The 17,327-nt window shown below is 61.1% G+C and carries 20 protein-coding genes and 2 pseudogenes; 12 read left to right on the top strand and 10 right to left on the bottom strand.

From position 1 onward, the window contains the following. Window positions 1-250: 250 nt before the first annotated feature. The 4 genes and pseudogenes from X760_RS78250 to X760_RS67015 all read left to right on the top strand — a co-directional run. Window positions 251-646: pseudogene (locus X760_RS78250) on the top strand (multicopper oxidase domain-containing protein); the annotation flags it as partial. Between the two features lie 247 nt (window positions 647-893). Further along, complete coding sequence (locus tag X760_RS78255; RefSeq protein ID WP_023721698.1) at window positions 894-1,169, top strand: multicopper oxidase domain-containing protein; 276 nt, start codon at window positions 894-896, stop codon at window positions 1,167-1,169. 26 nt (window positions 1,170-1,195) lie between these two features. Next, a pseudogene (locus tag X760_RS67010) lies at window positions 1,196-1,635 on the top strand (YqaA family protein). A gap of 175 nt (window positions 1,636-1,810) precedes the next feature. Beyond that, a complete protein-coding gene (locus X760_RS67015; protein ID WP_156948226.1) occupies window positions 1,811-2,161 on the top strand; it encodes a hypothetical protein in 351 nt (116 codons plus the stop codon). A 119-nt stretch (window positions 2,162-2,280) separates the two neighbouring features. On the opposite strand, the gene X760_RS76650 is transcribed toward X760_RS67015, so the two are convergent. Continuing rightward, window positions 2,281-2,439: a hypothetical protein gene (locus X760_RS76650; RefSeq protein ID WP_156948228.1), complete on the bottom strand. Its 159-nt coding sequence runs from the start codon at window positions 2,437-2,439 to the stop codon at window positions 2,281-2,283. A gap of 32 nt (window positions 2,440-2,471) precedes the next feature. On the opposite strand from X760_RS76650, the gene X760_RS67020 reads away from it, so the two are divergent. From X760_RS67020 to X760_RS67040, 5 genes are all read left to right on the top strand, one after another. Beyond that, complete coding sequence (locus X760_RS67020; RefSeq protein ID WP_023721702.1) at window positions 2,472-3,929, top strand: TolC family protein; 1,458 nt, start codon at window positions 2,472-2,474, stop codon at window positions 3,927-3,929. Window positions 3,930-3,951: 22 nt separating this feature from the next. Then, window positions 3,952-5,310 (top strand): copper oxidase, encoded by a 1,359-nt coding sequence (locus X760_RS67025; protein ID WP_031194790.1) that lies wholly within the window; start codon window positions 3,952-3,954, stop codon window positions 5,308-5,310. A gap of 43 nt (window positions 5,311-5,353) precedes the next feature. Beyond that, window positions 5,354-5,917 (top strand): cupredoxin family protein, encoded by a 564-nt coding sequence (locus X760_RS67030; RefSeq protein WP_023721704.1) that lies wholly within the window; start codon window positions 5,354-5,356, stop codon window positions 5,915-5,917. A 25-nt stretch (window positions 5,918-5,942) separates the two neighbouring features. Further along, complete coding sequence (locus X760_RS67035; RefSeq protein ID WP_023721705.1) at window positions 5,943-6,227, top strand: copper-binding protein; 285 nt, start codon at window positions 5,943-5,945, stop codon at window positions 6,225-6,227. Between the two features lie 74 nt (window positions 6,228-6,301). Beyond that, on the top strand, window positions 6,302-7,690 hold the full coding sequence (locus X760_RS67040) for an adenylate/guanylate cyclase domain-containing protein (protein WP_023721706.1): 1,389 nt from the start codon (window positions 6,302-6,304) through the stop codon (window positions 7,688-7,690). A gap of 52 nt (window positions 7,691-7,742) precedes the next feature. Here X760_RS67040 and X760_RS67045 read toward each other — a convergent pair whose 3' ends face one another. Both X760_RS67045 and X760_RS67050 read right to left on the bottom strand, forming a co-directional pair. Next, a complete protein-coding gene (locus tag X760_RS67045; protein ID WP_023721707.1) occupies window positions 7,743-8,111 on the bottom strand; it encodes a hypothetical protein in 369 nt (122 codons plus the stop codon). 163 nt (window positions 8,112-8,274) lie between these two features. Next, window positions 8,275-8,805, bottom strand: a complete 531-nt coding sequence (locus X760_RS67050; protein WP_023721708.1) for a hypothetical protein — start codon at window positions 8,803-8,805, stop codon at window positions 8,275-8,277. 301 nt (window positions 8,806-9,106) lie between these two features. Between X760_RS67050 and X760_RS67055 the strand changes: the two genes are divergently transcribed. Further along, a complete protein-coding gene (locus tag X760_RS67055; protein ID WP_023721709.1) occupies window positions 9,107-9,688 on the top strand; it encodes a TetR/AcrR family transcriptional regulator in 582 nt (193 codons plus the stop codon). Window positions 9,689-9,766: 78 nt separating this feature from the next. On the opposite strand, the gene X760_RS67060 is transcribed toward X760_RS67055, so the two are convergent. The 7 genes from X760_RS67060 to X760_RS79200 form a co-directional block, all read right to left on the bottom strand. Further along, window positions 9,767-10,510: an amino acid ABC transporter ATP-binding protein gene (locus X760_RS67060; RefSeq protein ID WP_023721710.1), complete on the bottom strand. Its 744-nt coding sequence runs from the start codon at window positions 10,508-10,510 to the stop codon at window positions 9,767-9,769. 55 nt (window positions 10,511-10,565) lie between these two features. Then, the gene (locus tag X760_RS67065) at window positions 10,566-11,057 is read right to left on the bottom strand and encodes an ABC transporter permease subunit (RefSeq protein WP_245278705.1); all 492 of its coding nucleotides are present in this window, start codon (window positions 11,055-11,057) and stop codon (window positions 10,566-10,568) included. Window positions 11,058-11,065: 8 nt separating this feature from the next. Beyond that, a complete protein-coding gene (locus X760_RS67070; RefSeq protein WP_245278706.1) occupies window positions 11,066-11,770 on the bottom strand; it encodes an ABC transporter permease subunit in 705 nt (234 codons plus the stop codon). 2 nt (window positions 11,771-11,772) lie between these two features. After that, window positions 11,773-12,888 carry an ABC transporter permease subunit gene (locus X760_RS67075; RefSeq protein ID WP_023721713.1) on the bottom strand — a complete coding sequence of 372 codons (1,116 nt, stop codon included), beginning with the start codon at window positions 12,886-12,888 and terminating at the stop codon, window positions 11,773-11,775. Window positions 12,889-12,949: 61 nt separating this feature from the next. Continuing rightward, complete coding sequence (locus tag X760_RS67080) at window positions 12,950-13,984, bottom strand: transporter substrate-binding domain-containing protein (protein WP_031194795.1); 1,035 nt, start codon at window positions 13,982-13,984, stop codon at window positions 12,950-12,952. Window positions 13,985-14,015: 31 nt separating this feature from the next. Next, entirely contained in the window at window positions 14,016-14,921 is a 906-nt protein-coding gene (locus X760_RS67085; protein ID WP_023721715.1) for a PLP-dependent transferase, read from the bottom strand. Continuing rightward, window positions 14,914-15,231 (bottom strand): PLP-dependent transferase, encoded by a 318-nt coding sequence (locus tag X760_RS79200; RefSeq protein WP_023721716.1) that lies wholly within the window; start codon window positions 15,229-15,231, stop codon window positions 14,914-14,916. Before X760_RS79200 ends, X760_RS67085 begins: the two co-directional genes overlap by 8 nt. A 144-nt stretch (window positions 15,232-15,375) precedes the next feature. Between X760_RS79200 and X760_RS67090 the strand changes: the two genes are divergently transcribed. Further along, window positions 15,376-16,206: a LysR family transcriptional regulator gene (locus X760_RS67090; RefSeq protein WP_023721717.1), complete on the top strand. Its 831-nt coding sequence runs from the start codon at window positions 15,376-15,378 to the stop codon at window positions 16,204-16,206. A 734-nt stretch (window positions 16,207-16,940) separates the two neighbouring features. Further along, a complete protein-coding gene (locus tag X760_RS67095) occupies window positions 16,941-17,318 on the top strand; it encodes a hypothetical protein (RefSeq protein ID WP_023721718.1) in 378 nt (125 codons plus the stop codon). Window positions 17,319-17,327 lie beyond the last annotated feature (9 nt).

A 17,327-nucleotide genomic window follows, 5' to 3' on the forward strand; every position in this document is an offset into this window, starting at 1 on the left:
GGCCACGGCGCGCATGGTGGAGGCGGAAACGGATCGCATGGTCCGCACGGCGGCCACGGCATGGAACCGGACGCGACCGTGCCGCAGCTCGCGGCGGTCAGCGGCGTTTCCATGCTCGCGCTGGCGCTGGGCATGGTCGCACCCGCCAATTGGGTGAATCTCACCCTCAGCGCCCGCGACGTCGGCGGCGCAATAATGCCTCCCGGCATGATCATGGACCGCGATACGCCCGCGGAAGCGATGCTTGGACATGGCCGCCGTGCATCCCCGCCTGATCAGCGCCAGCTATGGACTGGACGTTCGCGGCGACCGGGAACTGGAACCCAGGATCGACAACGGGGTGAAGGTGTTCGACCTGGAGACGTCCGTCATCCGCTGGGCGATCCTGCCGGACGTGAACGTCGACGCCTACGCGATCAACGGCCAGGTTCCGGACCCAAGGGTGCATATCCGGCAAGGCGATCGCGTTCGCATCAACGTGACGAACCGCTTGCCCGAGAGCACGACCATCCACTGGCACGGGCTCATCCTGCCGAACGAAATGGACGGCCCGGCCGAGATCACGCAGGAACCGATCCCGCCCGGCGGCAGCTATCGATACGAGTTCACGGCGGGCCAGTCCGGGACCTATTTCTACCACTCGCATGACCATGTCGACCGCCAGCAGGCGCTCGGACTCTACGGGGCGCTGATCATCGATCCCGCGAATGCGGAAGACGAAATTCCGGCCGACCACGACTATGTGATCCAGCTGCAGGAGTCGCTGATGCGGGAGGGCCTGACGTTTCCATCGATGCCGATGGACGGCGGCCAGCCGAACTACTTCACCATCAACGGCCGCGCCTATCCGTCGACGGACACGATCAGGATGAAGGTCGGCGAAAACCCTGAAAGTGCGCTCCATCGGCACCAACAACGGGTTCATCCATCCCATGCACATCCACGGCGGTCCGTTCGAGGTCGTCGCCCGCGACGGCGAGACCATCCCGGAGTCGGCACGTTTCCTCGCCGACACAGTCAACGTCGGTCCAGGACAGCGCTACGATGTCGTCTGGGAGGCACGCCGGCCCGGCAAATGGCTCATTCACTGCCACATCGGGCATCACACCACCAACAACAACGTCGAAGGTGGTGGCGGACTGATGGTCGTGATCGATGTGCAACCCTGAATCCCGTCCTGCGAGGCCAAAGCTAGATGGACGCTTTTGCCGTTTACGGCGGCCTGTTTGCTGCTGCCTTCGCCGCGGCGACCATCCTTCCGGCGCAGTCGGAGGGCGTCCTTGCAGGACTCCTCGCTACAGATTCCTTCTCGCCAGCAATGCTGGTCCTTGTCGCCAGCACAGGAAACATCCTCGGTTCGACCGTGAATTGGGCTCTGGGCAGAGGGATCGAACGATTCCGGGACAGGCCCTGGTTTCCGATGCCTCCCGCAGCGCTCGACCGCGCCACGGCTGCTGGTATCGCCGCTATGGAAGATGGTCGCTCCTGTTGAGCTGGGTGCCGATAGTCGGCGATCCCCTGACCGTGGTCGCGCGGGTTCTGCGCGAGCCCCTGTGGAGCTTCGTCGCTATCGTCGCCCTCGCGAAGGTCACGCGGTACCCGGCGGTCGCCGGGGCTGTGCTGAGCCTGATGTAACCGACCATGCAGGGGATAGTAACATGCAGTTGCGTTCACTTTTGGTTGCACTGCAACAAAATGGGCGCAGGTTGCCTTGACAAATCAGGCGAACAATTGTCCGAAGGGCACGATGAGGAAACTTGGTCGAATCTCGATCTTGGGAAACATACCGCTCCGAGCAGTGCTTGCGGTCGTGTTCCTGGTCATGTCGGCTCTTCAGCCCGGCTTGTTTGCCACGGCCAACGCGACGGGGTTTCACAGCGACGCGGGGATGAATCTCCCTGCCGAAGACCACTCCCACGAGATGGGTGGTCACAACCACGGCGCCGCTGCCGACGATTCGGATATGTCAGAGCACGACCCCGGCACGAAGAATTCCAGCGACAAAACCTGCGAAGTCCATTGCGCGCCGGCACATGCGGTGCCGGTCGAATGCCCTGACTTGGAGCATGTCGTCTCCCGCTGCTTTGCGTCGGTCGTTGCCGTTACTCTGCCGCTTGGCGAATACACAGCGCTGATAAGACCCCCCAAACATCTGAACTGACGCGCCCTCTTCGGGCGTTCGCGCGCTGCGTCGGGAATCCGTTCCCGCGCGGCCAAACGCACACGTCATGCTTCAGGTCTACAATGAAAATCGCAAGCTCCGCGATGCTCGCATCGCTGTTAGTTGCCGGATGTGCGGCAACCACGCCGCCGGACATCCTTCCAGCCTTCAATCCGGCCGATCCCGCAATGGGCGTCCGTGATGCGCACTACCACCCGGTCGTCGACTATCGCCACCGGGAGCCAGTCGATCCGCGGAATTGGCGGCGTCTCAATCAAGAACGTTCTCCCGCGAACCCAGGAGCCGGATCATGAAGCGCCGGTTCCTGACCATAGCTGCAGTGGTGACCATCCCGCTGATCGCTGCCGGATGCACGACCAGCGGGGCCCTTGATCGCATCTCAGCCCCCATGGCCGGCTTCACGACAGTCGCGGCGCGTGCCGATTCCGTGACTGGCAAGAAAACGGTGTGGGTGCAGTCCAGCGAGGAAGCGCAGATGGTCTCGGAGCGCGTGAAGCGCCTTGTCCAGAAGAAGACGATCGGCCCGGACACCGCGGTGCAGGTCGCCTTGCTCAACAACAAGGGCCTGCAGGCCGCTTACGCCGAGATCGGCCTGTCGGCGGCTGACATGTGGCAGGAAACGATGCTCGTCAATCCGACGATCTCGGTCGGCATGATCGGCGTCGATCCTGTGCGGACGATTGAAGGAGCGGTGGTCAGCAACATCCTTGCGCTGGCGACCCGCAAGCGGCGCGTCGCAGTCGCGGATGCACGTTTCCGTCAGGCCCAGCTCCGCGCCGCCGAAGAAACGCTAAGACTGGCCGCGGACACGCGGCGGGCCTGGATCAATGCTGTCTCTGCCTGGGAGAGCGTTTCCTATCTGAACAAGGCGCAAGCCGCCGCCGATGCTGCCTCCGAACTCGCTCAAAAACTTGGAGAGACGGGCGCCTTCACAAAGACCGGCCAAGCCCGAGAACACGTCTTCTTTGCCGAGATCACCGGTCAGGCGGCGGAGGCGCGGCTCGCTGCCCGGACCGCCAAGGAAGAGCTCACCCGGCTGATGGGTCTATGGGGGCCGGATGTCGATTACTCAGTCCCCAACATGCTTCCAGCCTTGCCCAAAGGCGCCAAGGCCAAACGCGCGATCGAGGTGGAGGCGCTAAGAAATCGCGTCGACCTCGAGATCGCGAAACTTGAGCTGGAAGCGCTGGCGAAATCCTACGGTCTGACCGAGGCGACGCGCTACGTCAGCGATCTGGAACTGCTTTCCGGCGTGGAGGTGGAACGCGAGGAGTCGGAGGAGGGCGGAACGGAGACAAGTGTCTCACCCACTCTCGAGCTCGAGTTCGTCATTCCGATTTTCGATACCGGCAAGGCACGCATGCGCAAGGCCGAGCTTGCCTATATGCAAGCTGCAAACCGGATCGCGGAAAAGGCGGTCAACATCCGGTCCGAGGCTAGATCCGCCTATGACGCCTACCGTTCGACTTACGACATTGCCCGGCACTATCGGAACAATGTTGTGCCGCTGCGGACAAAGATCGAGGCTGAGTCGGTCCTCACCTACAACGGCATGATCACCAACACGTTCGAGCTGCTAGCGGACACACGCGCGAAAATCAGCTCGATCATGCTTTCCCTCAACGCCAAGCGCAATTTCTGGCTAGCCGACGTCAATCTCGGAACTGCCATCCACGGTGGCGGCGCGAGCTCGTCCGCGGGCGGCGACACACCAGCCGCGGCCGAAGCGGGCGCCGAAGGCCACTGAACTCAAGGAGAAGAAGAAGAAAATGCTTTCAAGACGTCAGTTGCTAGGTGCGGGAGCCCTGCTCGCCGGCACCACTGCATGGACCAAAACGTCCGCGATGGGGCTGCCCGACGCCCCAATCATGGAGTCCCCCGACATGCAGCCTCCGATCTTCCCAACGAGCGGACCGGACTACCAGCCGGTCGTGACGCTCAACGGCTGGACCCTTCCGCATCGCATGAACAATGGCGTGAAGGAGTTCCATCTCGTGGCCGAGCCGGTCGAGCGCGAGATGTCGCCCGGCATGACTGCCTATCTCTGGGGCTACAACGGTCAATCTCCCGGCCCGACCATAGAGGCGGTCGAGGGCGATCGGGTCCGCATCTTCGTGACTAACAGGCTGCCGGAGCACACGACGATCCATTGGCACGGCATGATCCTGCCCAACGGCATGGACGGCGTGACCGGTCTAACCCAGCCCGGAATCCCGCCCGGCAAGACCTTCGTCTACGAGTTCGATCTCGTGAAGAGCGGCACATTCATGTACCACCCGCACGCCGACGAAATGGTCCAGATGGCGATGGGCATGATGGGCTTCTTCGTCATTCATCCCAAAGACCCGAAATTCATGCGCGTGGACCGCGATTTCGTGTTCCTGCTGAACGCCTTCGACATCGAACCCGGGTCGTACGTCCCGCGCATCATGGAGATGACGGATTTCAATCTCTGGGGCTGGAACAGCCGCGTCTTTCCGGGGATCAGTCATCTTCCAGTGGCGAAAAACGACCGGGTCAGGGTGCGCGTGGGCAACCTGACCATGACCAATCATCCGATCCACATGCATGGCTACGATTTCGAGGTAACCTGCACCGATGGCGGCTGGGTGCGGCCGGAGGCGCGATGGCCGGAGGTGTCGATCGACATCCCCGTCGGCGCCATGCGGGCATATGAGTTCGAAGCCAAATACGAGGGCGACTGGGCGATCCATTGCCATAAGTCACACCACACAATGAACGCCATGGGCCACGACGTGCCCACGTTCATCGGCGTCGACAACTCGAAGGCCACCGACAAGATTCGCCGGGTCCAGCCCGAGTACATGGCCATGGGTGACCGCGGCATGGCCGACATGGGCGAGATGGAGATGCCGCTTCCCGACAATACGATCCCGATGATGACCGGCTGGGGCCAATTCGGCGCCATCGAGATGGGCGGCATGTTCTCGGTCGTGAAAGTTCGCGAGGGCCTGGCCTCGAACGATTACGCCGATCCGGGATGGTACCAGCATCCGGAGGGAACCGTGGCTTACGAGTGGAAGGGGGATGTCCCCGCTCCGACGAAATCAGGCGACGCAAAAACGATGGCCCCGGCAGCGCACGGCGGTCACGGCAAACAGGGATGAGAAACCGAAATCCCTCAACCTCAACAATGAGAGAAAGTGCAGCATGAAACGTATAATCGCAGCGGCCGTTTTGATGGCGGTCAGTTCGGGAGCAGCTTTTGCCGGTGGAACCCATGCCGGAGGCCATGGCGATAAAGCCGCCACGATGCCGATCGGCAGCCCTGGTGAGGCTGGCAAGGCAAAGCGGACTGTCAACATCTCGATGTCGGAGAAGGACGACGGGACGATGTTGTTCCAACCGGCCGNTGGCAAGGCAAAGCGGACTGTCAACATCTCGATGTCGGAGAAGGACGACGGGACGATGTTGTTCCAACCGGCCGTGCTCAAGGTGAAGAAGGGCGAGACCGTTCGCCTGAAATTCGTCAACAAGGGCCAAGTCGACCACGAATTCGTCATGGACGTCCATGAAGGGATCATGGAGCACAAGGCGCTGATGGAGAAGTTTCCCGAGATGGAGCACGCCGATCCCAACTCGATCCGACTGGCGCCCGGCGCCAGAGGCGAGATCATCTGGACGTTCGCCAATGCCGGCGAATTCGGCTTCGCCTGCCTAATCCCGGGTCACTACGATTCCGGCATGAAGGGCGATATCAGCGTCGCCCACTGATCCCCAAACCGCAAAGGAAGCAGTCATGAAGATATTGATAAGAGCATTCTCGACCCTCGCGCTCGCGCTCGCCATCGGCGGGAGCGCGTTCGCACAGGAATACGTAAAAGGCGAAGTCGTCAAAGTCGACGCCAAGCAGAAAAAGCTGACGATCAAACATGAGCCACTGACCAATCTCGACATGCCCGCGATGACGATGGTGTTCGTCGTTGCGGAGCAGGGCATGCTCGACAAAGTCAAAGCGGGTCAAGCAATCGAGTTCACAGCCGACCGCGTCAACGGACGGATTACGGTTACCGAGATCAAGTAAATGCACGCCATCCGCCGCGGGCTGTGAGCAACGGCCCGCGGCTTGCTTGCCGGCATTCCGCAGACTGCTCGAGAATGAACGTGCTGCCTTACATTCCGGCCGCCAACGTCAGGCAGCTGTTCATTAATTTGAACGAGATCGTCAGAAAGCTTGGCCGCGACCTGCGTATTCGCTTCATATCGCTTCGAATGGTGGCTGTATTTGCAGCAGTCGCAATCACCCTTATAGGTAGTGTTGGCCGCGATTCGACAATCTACGTAGCAACTGCGGCAATCTACTTAATCGTCGTCACGTTCTTGACGGGAATGTTTCTGGCTTCCCGCTTGACGCGGCCGCTCACATACTTCGCGGTGCTGGATGCGATCTTCGTAGCTTGTGTGTTGTACGAGCACATACTCGGCACCCCGATCACCAACGATCATGGCTTGACCACTGCAGGCCTGGTTATCCCGTTTATCCTTCTAAGCCATATCGGGATGAACCTGAGCAGTCGCCTAATCGTCATCTTCTCGGCGATAGTCCTGACGGCCTGGGTGACAATGCTGGGCCTGATGGCCTTCCGCCACGAGATTGGCGAGCCCGGGACGTTCCTCGACGCGTTCTTCGACCTTGATCTCGGTCTGGCATTGAGCTTCGGGTTTGCCGCGATCTCGACCTGCCTTCTGGCGGTGGATCACAGCCGAACCCGCAGAAGGGTGCTGAAGATTGATCGGTGGCGGCATAATTTGGCGCGTTTTTTCTCTCCTCTCGTGGTCGCGCACCTGCAGGAGGCGGGTAACGCACTTGATTTGAAGCGGCGTCCCGCCGCGATCATGTTTGTCGATCTGCGCGACTTTACCAGCTACGCCGAGACGGCCCCCGCTTCGCAACTGGCCGGTGTGCTGGCGGAGTATCGGCGATTGGTCGCAGGTACAATATTTGCGTTTGGCGGAACGGTCGACAAATTCATCGGCGATGGTGTCATGGCGGTGTTTGGCCAGCCGACCGCTGCAGAGGATGACGCCGAGCGAGCTCTGGATTGCGCGATGGAACTGATTGCGCTCTTGAACGAATGGAAGCCGCTTAGCGACTCTGATGGGTCGGTCTTTCACGTAGGCATAGGCCTTCACTACGGGACCATCATCGGCGGGGTGCTCGAGAGCGGTTACCACGACGAATTCACTGTCATCGGCGACGCCGTCAACGTCGCGCAGCGACTGGAATCGCTGACCAAGGATCTCGGCGCTTCACTCGTCGTCTCTTCGGCGCTGTTGACCCAGACGCAAAAAGGCACACTGACAGGGCCCTGGATATGGAAGAACGCGGTTGCGCTGAGCGGCCGCCGATTCCCGATAGACCTCGCCTTTCTTCCTCGTGAAAGTATCTTGCCGCAACCGATGCAGGCGCCGTCCGGACATCCGGAAATCGGCAATGGCGCGGCGAGAAAGGCAGCATCCGTCCGGCAACCCGAGTCGCCAAGTTGACGGCGGGGCTGAACGGAACCGCGCCCCTGGCAGGCCCTGACGCGTCGAAGGTTCAGGACGAGGGTACAGCGCAGAACACTGTCCAGAGATCTTGCTTCCAATCCCTGCGTTGCAGGTCGCGCAGGGCAGCACCTACCGGGTACTTGCGCGTGCCAACGCTGACATAAGCCGGTGCCGCACACCGTATGCGTGCATGGTGGCTTCTGCGATCCACATACTTGATCGCACCACTCGCGTCGGTCTCGACCAGACCGATAGCCACCTCAAAGTCATACTCTTTCTCATGAAAGACAGTATCGTTCATGACGCTGAGCTGGACCGATGTGGCATCCGGAAAACTGGCAGTGTAAAAGATCAATTGCTCCGCCGTCATCGACGGCGTAGCCACCAACACGCCGGCAACAAATGCAATGGCGCGCATTTCCTCCTCCCGAGGACTGAGGAGAAGACTACCATCTCCTGCATCGATATTCGAATCGATTCTCTGTTCCGGTAGCGGGCTGACGCATTGAGGATGTTCGCCTGAGCATCCGACGACCTTTCGGTCGACGCGGCGCCGGCGCTGATTGGCGGAGCGGCTGCGTCTATGGATGCAGAGCCGCCGTGGACCCCTCAAGCTGCTTGCGCCATCCGTATCGGGTCAAGCCGCGCGGCTTGTAGAGCGACAGCGCCACAGGCACGAGCAACACCAGCAGGCCGCCGACTGCGTGCGTCCGGATTGAGCGCCTCAGCCCGAGAAGATCGGTACTGGACAACGTCGCCTCTGCCGCGACGTCCGCCACATAGCTGATGCCGTCCATCTGAAGCAGCAGGACGATCGTGACTAGGACATTCAGCAGGAGTTTCGCCAGGACCCAATAGTGCCGGAACAGGCCCCAATTGGTGCCCAGTGACTGGACAAGTCCGGTGACCAATGAGGCGAGGACTAGCGGGACAATGACGTACCAGGCGGTCAGCTCCATCGCGAGGTAGGAGGCGCGCACCATTTGCGAATCCTTGCTGGCAAGGCCGGCGACGGCGAGAGCCAGGAAGCCAGCGACCGCGCCAAGGGAGCCGACCGATGAAGCGACATGCGCGGTGAGCGCGAACTTGCGGAGGCCGGGCGTCATGATCATGGCTGTTGCGTGCCAGGCTCTGTAACGCTGGAGGTCGGCATGTGCCGACCGGGACCGTGAGGCCCGCCGACGCCGGTGAAGAGCACAGCGATGACCAGCAGGACCACGATGATCGCGATGATCCCCGACACTTTCACCCAGCGCGGTGCGCCGGGGTAGGAGGCGGGTCGGCCATGTGCGTCTCCTCCGTCCTGTGATGTCGACGCTAACGACGACTGGAGTTTTATCAAGATGTAATGTCTACATCAAGTCATGATGTCTCTTATCTCGACAAAGTTGCCACGTCAGGTATCTTGGGGTGATGCCGAAGCTATGGAACGAAACCATCGATGCGCACCGCCGCGCGGTGCGCGACGCGACGCTGGACACCACCGCGGCGCTGGTGGCCAAGCACGGGCTGCTGTCGGTGACGATGGCGAAGATCGCCGAGGAAACCGGAATAGGCCGTGCGACGCTGTACAAGTACTTCCCGGACGTTGAAGCGATCCTCGTCGCCTGGCATGAACGTCAGGTCGCCGGCCACCTAGAACATCTGATCGCCATCCGGGACCAGGCTGGCACCGCTGGCGAGAAGCTTAGAGCTGTGCTTGAGGCCTACGCGTTTATTTCCCACGAGCACCACGGCACCGAACTCGCGGTGCGGCTGCATCGACGTGAGCACGTTGCCCAGGCGCAGCAGCAGCTCAGCGATTTCGTCCGGGACCTGCTCGCTGAGGGTGCAAAGACCGGCGGCTTCCGGCATGATATCGCGCCCGGCGAGCTTGCAATCTTTTGCCTCCACGCTCTCGCAGCGGCCAGCAGCCTGCCATCCAAAGCAGCGGTCCGCCGGCTCGTTGCGGTCACTCTGGCCGCGTTGCGGCCTCTACGCGCCGGCCGCAGGTGAGCGTTGGGGTCGTCATCACATTGCCTCACGCCACGCGCTCCATGCCGACCATACGCACGAGGAATTGCGTAGGAGTAGCTAATGCAGGATCTGGGCCAGAAATAGCTTGCTGCGCTCGTGATGCGGGCTTGAGAAGAACTCGGCCGGTGTGTTGATCTCGACGATTTCACCCTGGTCCATAAAGACGACACGGTCGGCCACTTGTCGGGCGAAGCCCATCTCGTGGCTAACACACAGCATGGTCATGCCCTCTTCGGCCAGCGAAACCATAGTGTCGAGCACTTCCTTGACCATTTCAGGGTCGAGTGCCGAAGTGGGCTCGTCGAACAGCATGATCTTCGGGCTCATGCAAAGCGAGCGCGCGATAGCCACCCGCTGCTGCTGGCCACCTGAAAGCTGCCCGGGATATTTGTGCGCCTGATCCGGGATCTTCACGCGATCGAGATAGTGCATGGCGATCTGCTCGGCTTCCTTGCGCCGCATCTTCCGCACCCAGATCGGCGCCAGCGTCAGGTTTTCCAAAATGGTCAGGTGCGGGAACAGATTGAAGTGCTGGAACACCATGCCGACGTCGCGGCGGATTTCATCGATCTTCTTCAGGTCGCCCGTCAGTTCAATGCCGTCCACGACGATGCGGCCCTGCTGGTGCTCTTCCAGTCTGTTGATGCAGCGGATCATGGTCGATTTGCCTGAACCGGACGGTCCGCAGATCACCAGTTTTTCACCGCGTTGGATGGTGAGATCGATATTTTTCAATGAGTGGAAGGCACCGTACCACTTGTTCACGCCGACCATCTCGACGACGGCGGGATCGTTTGTCATGGGCAGGGATGGAACGTGCCGGATGGCAGATACGGAATTCAACATTGCAGCATTCCTAGTGAGCGGCCGGGCCTCGCCGCTCCAGGAAATCGGCGAAGCGGGCGAAGGAGAAGGACAGCGCAAAGAAGATCGCGCCAATGAAGAGAAAGGTCTCGGCGGCCGGCGACGGCCATTCGGGGTCGGCTAGCGCAGCCTTGCCTGAACTGATCAGGTCGAACAGCCCGATGACCAGGATAAGGCTCGTATTCTTGATCATAACGATAATGGTGTTGGCGAGCGCAGGGATCACCACCCGGATGGCTTGGGGCAGGATGACGAGACGTTGTGTGCGCCAAAAGGGCAGGCCGAGCGACGCTGCTGCCTCATACTGCCCGTTCGGGATGGCCTGCAGACCGCCGCGGATCACTTCGGCGAGATAGGCAGCCGCGAAGATCGTGAGCGCGACAAGCGCGCGCACGAATTTGTCGGGCAGCAGCGCCTCGGGCAGGAACAGCGGCATCATGATCGACGCCACGAACAGGATGGACAGCAATGGCAGTCCACGCACGGATTCGATCAGCGCGATGGCGCGGTTGTTGGTATCGGTGAGTTCGCCCGGTTCGTGGTCNGCGGCATCATGATCGACGCCACGAACAGGATGGACAGCAATGGCAGTCCACGCACGGATTCGATCAGCACCACCGCGCCGACCCGGACGGCCGGCAGCGTCGAGCGCCTTGCCAGCGCGAGCAGGATGCCGACCGGAAAGGCGATGCCGATGGCTACGACGGTCAAGATCAGTGTCACCGGCAGGCCGCCCCAGGATGAAGTCGGCACTTCGGCCAGTCCGAAGCCTCCCCCCATCAGCCAGAAGATCAAAGCGAACGCCGGCACCCAGAGCGCCAGCAGTCGTGACGTCCAGCTCGCCGGACGCACCGACCAGCCAAGCAGCGCCAGAATGAGCAGGCAAACAATAGCTGGGCGCCAGCGTTCGTCGAACGGATAGATGCCGAACAGAAGTTGGCCGGATTTGGCATAAATGAAGCTCCAGCAGGCGCCAGTGGCTGCTCGGCAGGCATTCGGGTCGGGGTCGAAGAGCACCGCATCGATCACCAGCCAGCGCAGCATGGGCGGCACGGTCACGAACAGCAGCGCGCCGAACAGCAGCGTGAGCGCGGCGTTGAGCGGTGTGCCGAACAACAGCTTGGCGAGGCGCCGCAGGCCGGCGAACCGGAAATGGTCCGGCCCTGCCGCGGAGGACATGGGAAGAGACATGGCCATGGTCAGCGCTCCACAATGGCGATGCGGCGGTTGTACCAGTTGGCCGCGCTCGACAGGGTAAGATTGAGGGCGAGATAGGCGCCGAGGACGATGAAGACGCCTTCGATCGAGTGGCTCGACTTGCTGATGATGGTATTCATCACCGCGAGGAAGTCCGGGTAGCCGACGGCGATCGCCAGCGTCGAATTCTTGACGACATTAATGTACTGGCTGTTGAGCGGCGGGACGATCACCCGCAGCATCTGCGGGATGACGATCAGCCGCAGGATCTTGCCGCGTGGCAGGCCGAGCGAATGGCCGGCCTCCCACTGGCCGCGGCCGACCGACAGAACACCGCCGCGTACGATCTCGGCCACGAAACCGGTGGTGTAGATCGTGAGGCCGACTAGGATGGTGCTGAGCTCGGGCGTCAGTTCACTGCCTCCCCGGAAGTTCGAACCCGTGAAGACCGGGAAATCGACGGTGAAGCGAATATCGGCGAGCCAGAGTCCCACGACGCCGGCAGCCAGAATCGCCGGCACAACCAAACGCGGCAAGCGATTGCTCCGGGCAAGACCGTAGCTGAGCGCGGCGAGCGTCAGGGCGAACAGGATGATCAGTGCGCCTGTCATACCGATGTCGATGCTGAAGGCCGGCACGACGACGCCGCGCATGGAGGCGTAAACACCGGGCAGCGGATTCAGCGCTTCGCCGACCGGCGGCAGCACCTTCCACCACAACGAATAGAGGAAAATTAAAAGGACGATCGGCGGTGAGTTGCGGGCTATTTCAACCCAGACCCGGCAGGTACCCGCTGCTAGCGGATTGCTGCTCAGCCGGGTGATGCCGACGACGAGGCCAAGGACGGAGGAGAAGAAGATTACAAGAGCGGAAATGAAGACCGTGTTGGCCAGCCCGACAACGATAGCCCAATAGTAGGGATCGCGCGATTTATAGGTGAGGATGGCCTCGGAAATGATGATCCTGGAGGGCATCGTCAGGAAATCGAAGCCAATCGGGATACCGCGCGCCTTTAGATTGGCGAAGGTGGTGGAGACCAGCAGCGCAGCGAAAGCCACGACGGCCGTCACCAACACGCCTTGAATGATGATCGATCTGGTCTTGGCATCGCTTAGCATAGCGGTCTCGGTTCATCAGTTGAAGGGAAGGGCGCGCGCTCGGCGCGCCCCCGACCAAGGCTCAATCCCATGGGAAGGGATAGTTGAGACCGCCGTCTTTCCACAGCGCATTCATGCCGCGTTCGACCTTGAGCGTGCTGTCCTTGCCCAGGTTCCGGTCCCAGATTTCGGCATAGTTGCCCATCTGCTTGATGACGTTGTAGACCCATTTGTCGTCCAGCCCGAGCGGCGCGCCAAAGCCGGGCTCTTCGCCAAGCACCCGTTTGATCTCCGAATTGCTCGCAGCGAGCTTTTCATCGATGTTCTGAGCGGTGATGCCGTTTGCTTCAGCCCAGAACAAGGCGTTCATCGTCCAGCGCACCACGTCGAAGAGCTGGTCGTCGCCGCGCGCGACAGCTACGCCGTTGGGCTCGGCGGCGTGGCCGACCTTGAGGATGTCGTAGTCGTCCGGATTCTTGGCCACCGAGGCACGCTGGCCTGCCGCGGCGGTGCCGTCGGTCACGTAGGAGTCGCAACGACCACCGAAGAAGGCGTCACGCGCCTGAATGGTCGAGTCGTAATAGACCTTCTTCATGGAAATCCCGAATTCCTCCTCGGTTTCCTCAATGGCCTTTTCGGTCAGGGAGCCGCCGCCCTGCAGGCAGACAGTCTTGCCGTCGAGCAGTTTCGGCTCAGTGATGTTGTCGGCCTTGCGCACCAGCACACCGTCCGTGTCGTAGAGGTTGATCCAGACGAAACGGACAACCGTGTCCCGTGTAAACGTGATGGTGGATGTGCGCGACAGAATGTCGATCTCGCCCGTCTGCAGTGCCGGGAAACGTTGGCCGGCATTGAGGGGCACATAGCGGATCTTATCCTTGTCGCCGAGGATAGCGACCGCGAACGCGCGGCAGATGTCGGAATCGAAGCCGCGATAATAGCCTTTCTCGTCCGGGCGCGAGAGACCTGGCACGCCTTGGCTGGCGCCGCAGCTCACATAGCCGCGCTCCTTGATCTTGTTGACGACGGCCTGCGCCGACACCTCGCCGACGCCGGCGGCCAGACCCACTAGCCCGATCGTTATACCGGCGATCCATTTCAAACTTCTGCTTTTCATCATTATTCCCCTTGTTTTGTTGAGTTTGGTGTCACTCGGCAGCCTTGGCATCGGCCAAGGCAGCTCCGTTCCGCAGGGCTTCGGCAAAAAGGTCGAAGGCTTGGGAAAGATCGGCCAGCAGGTCGTCGCTTGCCTCGAGGCCGATCGATAGGCGCCAGACCGGACCACGCTTCAGCCAGTCGGGGGCGAGCCGGTCTCTTCGCGGATCGCTGACCGAGATCAACGAGTGCACACCGCCCCAGCTCGCGCCCAGCCTGAACAGGCGCATGCGACCGAGAACTTTGGATTGGAGCGCGGCCAGTTCCGGCCGTAGCACGAAGGAGAACACACCCGCCGAACCGGCGAAGTCGCGTTTCCAGACAGTGTGGCCGGGATGGTCCGGCAGGCTCGGGTGAAGGAGCTGGGCGATTTCGGTCCGCCCCGACAGCCACTCCATGATGCTGCGAGCCGTGGCGTCGGCATGTCGCATGCGCACCGGCATGGTCATCAAGCCGCGCTCGCATAGCGCGCAGTCCTCTGGCGAAACGCCGTAGCCGAGAAATCGCGCCGTATCCTTGAGGCCCCGGAACAGAGCCTCGTCACGCACGGCGACCGAACCCATTAGCAGGTCGCCATGGCCGCCGGCATGTTTGGAAAGCGCCTGCATGGAGATGTCGACGTTGTGGTCGAGTGGCTTGAACAGCAGGTGCGAAGCCCAGGTATTGTCCGCCGCCACCAATGCGCCGGCCTTGTGAGCTGCTGCCACGATGGCCGGCACGTCCTGCACCTCCAAGGTGGTCGAGCCCGGCGATTCCACCCACACCAGCCGTGTCGTGTCGTCAAGCAGCGCGGCTATTCCAGCGTCGAGCCGGGGATCATAGGAAACGGCATGGATGCCGAGCGGCCCCAGAAAACGGGCCATCATGTCGCGCGCCGGACCGTAAAGTGTTTCAGGCATCAGCACCCGGTCGCCGCCGCAGCAGGTGGGCCATGGTCGCCAGCACGATGGCTGCCATGCCGGAAGGCACGACAAGCGCGCGCGTCGCGTGCTCCAGCATGGCGATATGATCCTCCAACTGACGGCTGGTCGGCGTGCCATAGAGCCCGTAGCTGAAGCCGTCATACAGACGCTCGACGCGACGTTCGAAGGATTCCAGATCGTCGAAGACGACGGTCGACGCACGCTCGACAGGCATCGCCAGCGACTGGAACGGCTCTTGCGAACGCTTGGGAGGATGGACATGGCAGGTGTCGTCGCGCTGGGTCATAGGCAAACCATAGCCATCTCCCCCATTGCTATCTATGACTGTAACGATAAAGTTCATTCGTTTTTGATATGACTTATCCATGAACCTGCACGACGTCGATGTCTTCAACGCAATCATGATCACGCGCGGCCTGGCGCTGCCGCAATGCTGCTCGACACCTCGCAGCCAGCGATCAGCCGCTCGCTCGCGAAGTTGGAGGCCGAACTCGGCTTCAAGTTGTTCGACCGCATCCGCGGCAGGTTGGTACCCACGCGCGAAGGCGAACTTTTCCATGCAGAAGTGAAGGCCAATCTGGTCGGTCTCGACCGCCTGAAGCTGCGCGCGGCCCAGATCAAGGAAGTGGGCACGGGGACGATCCGTGTCGCCAGCCTGTCGGCACTGGGGCATGGGCTGGTGCCGCGTGCCATCGTGGCGTTTTCGCGCAAGCATCCGCAGGTGCGCATCAGCTATCAGGTGCGTACCTCCAACGTGGTGCGCGATCTGGTGGCATCAGGCAGTTTCGACATAGGGCTCGCCGCTGACGAAGTGGACACGAGCGGTGTGCTCCACAGCGTCTTCAACACGCCGCGCGCGGTTTGCGTGATGCCGAAGAACCATCGACTGGCGGAGAAAGCGGTGATCACGCCAACCGATCTCGCCGACGAGGCATTCCTGGCACTGTCACCGGAGGACACGGTGCGGGTTGCGATGGACAAGGTCTTCGCCGCGCATGGCGTGCGCCCGCGCATCCTGATCGAGACCCCCTATGGCTTGACGATCGCCATTCTTGCTGCAAAAGGCATGGGAATCGGCCTGGTTAATCCGTCCGTTATCGCCGACCGCATGATCGCTGGCATTATCGCGACACCATTCGAGCCGGCGGTCCATTTCCGAGCGCTGATCCTGCGACCGCCAGACGGCATCAACTCGACTCTGATTACTGATTTCACGGCGGAACTCTATGCCGCGCGCAATGTGCTGTCGGCCGAAGAGTAGGCAAGGAAGCACGGTCCAGAGGCGAGGCAGGCGCCAATACCTGTCCAGCATGAGATAAAATGGGTTCCTCGAGACCGACAATATTGGCCGATTGGCCCGCGCTTGCGGGACAGGGGCGAACAGACTTCGCGCGCTGCCCGCAAAACCCGATCGCCGAAGTAGCCAATCACATACGCGTCGGCTCCGCTCTCATCCAATATTTGATCCACCAAGCCTAGGAGGCTTGTAGCTTTGTCGTAGTGCCCTTCTATCAACGGCCCATTGCAGCATTCCAGACAGGATCCGCCATCACCGCTCAGGGAACGGGACGAGAGGAGACTTTTGGCAACGGAGGCGATGTAGATCTGGATTCTGCGAAACCCGACGTTAGCGGTAGCGTCTAGGAAGGTCCGCAGATGGCGCGTCCCGCTGGTTCAAACGTCCGCCCTCGAGAACGCCCTAAATGAGCGTCGAATGACTTCGTTGGGTGGCGAGCAGACGCCCGCTCAATCACGACGAACGGTCGCGATGCGCGCCATTTTCGGACATTTACAGCCCGGAGCACGACCCAAGATTATTCTTTAGGAGCTGCTGAAGTTCCCTTCAACTTGTGCTAAGTTGTTGGGATGGAGAGGTGCGAACAGAACGGGGAATTTCGCTTCCGTTCTGGCGGCCTTTAATGCGGGGAGAAAGAGCTCGCTTCCTCTTTAGCAACTGCAATTCGGTACCAAGCGGGTCACTTGCCGGAGGAGCACATGGCGAAACTCACCGCTGATCAATACGTAGCGGCGACGGCTGCGCGACTTGCCCATGTGACGCAGACATACGCGATCACTTTTTTCGCCAGCATCGCGACCATGTTCGCAATCCTTGCATACGCATCATCAGCGGGACTAGCTGCCAGGTTCGCGCTCGCGACGATTGTGGTTTCAATCACGGCTTACGGAGTCTTGGCAGCCAAGGCCGCCTTGGATGACTTAAAAGCAATGCTGGACGATGCAGTCGACGACTTCTCGGGCAGCAGCTTCGGCGCTCACCTGAAGCAGATACCCACGGCGCTGTTCACCGGAGCAAGCACCATCCTCGTCCTTGCGATGGGGGTGACGCAGTTGTGGGCGATCATTTCGGCCTGACGCGGGCTG

This window comes from Mesorhizobium sp. LSHC420B00 (assembly GCF_000503055.1).
In the GTDB taxonomy this organism is placed as follows: Bacteria; Pseudomonadota; Alphaproteobacteria; order Rhizobiales; family Rhizobiaceae; genus Mesorhizobium.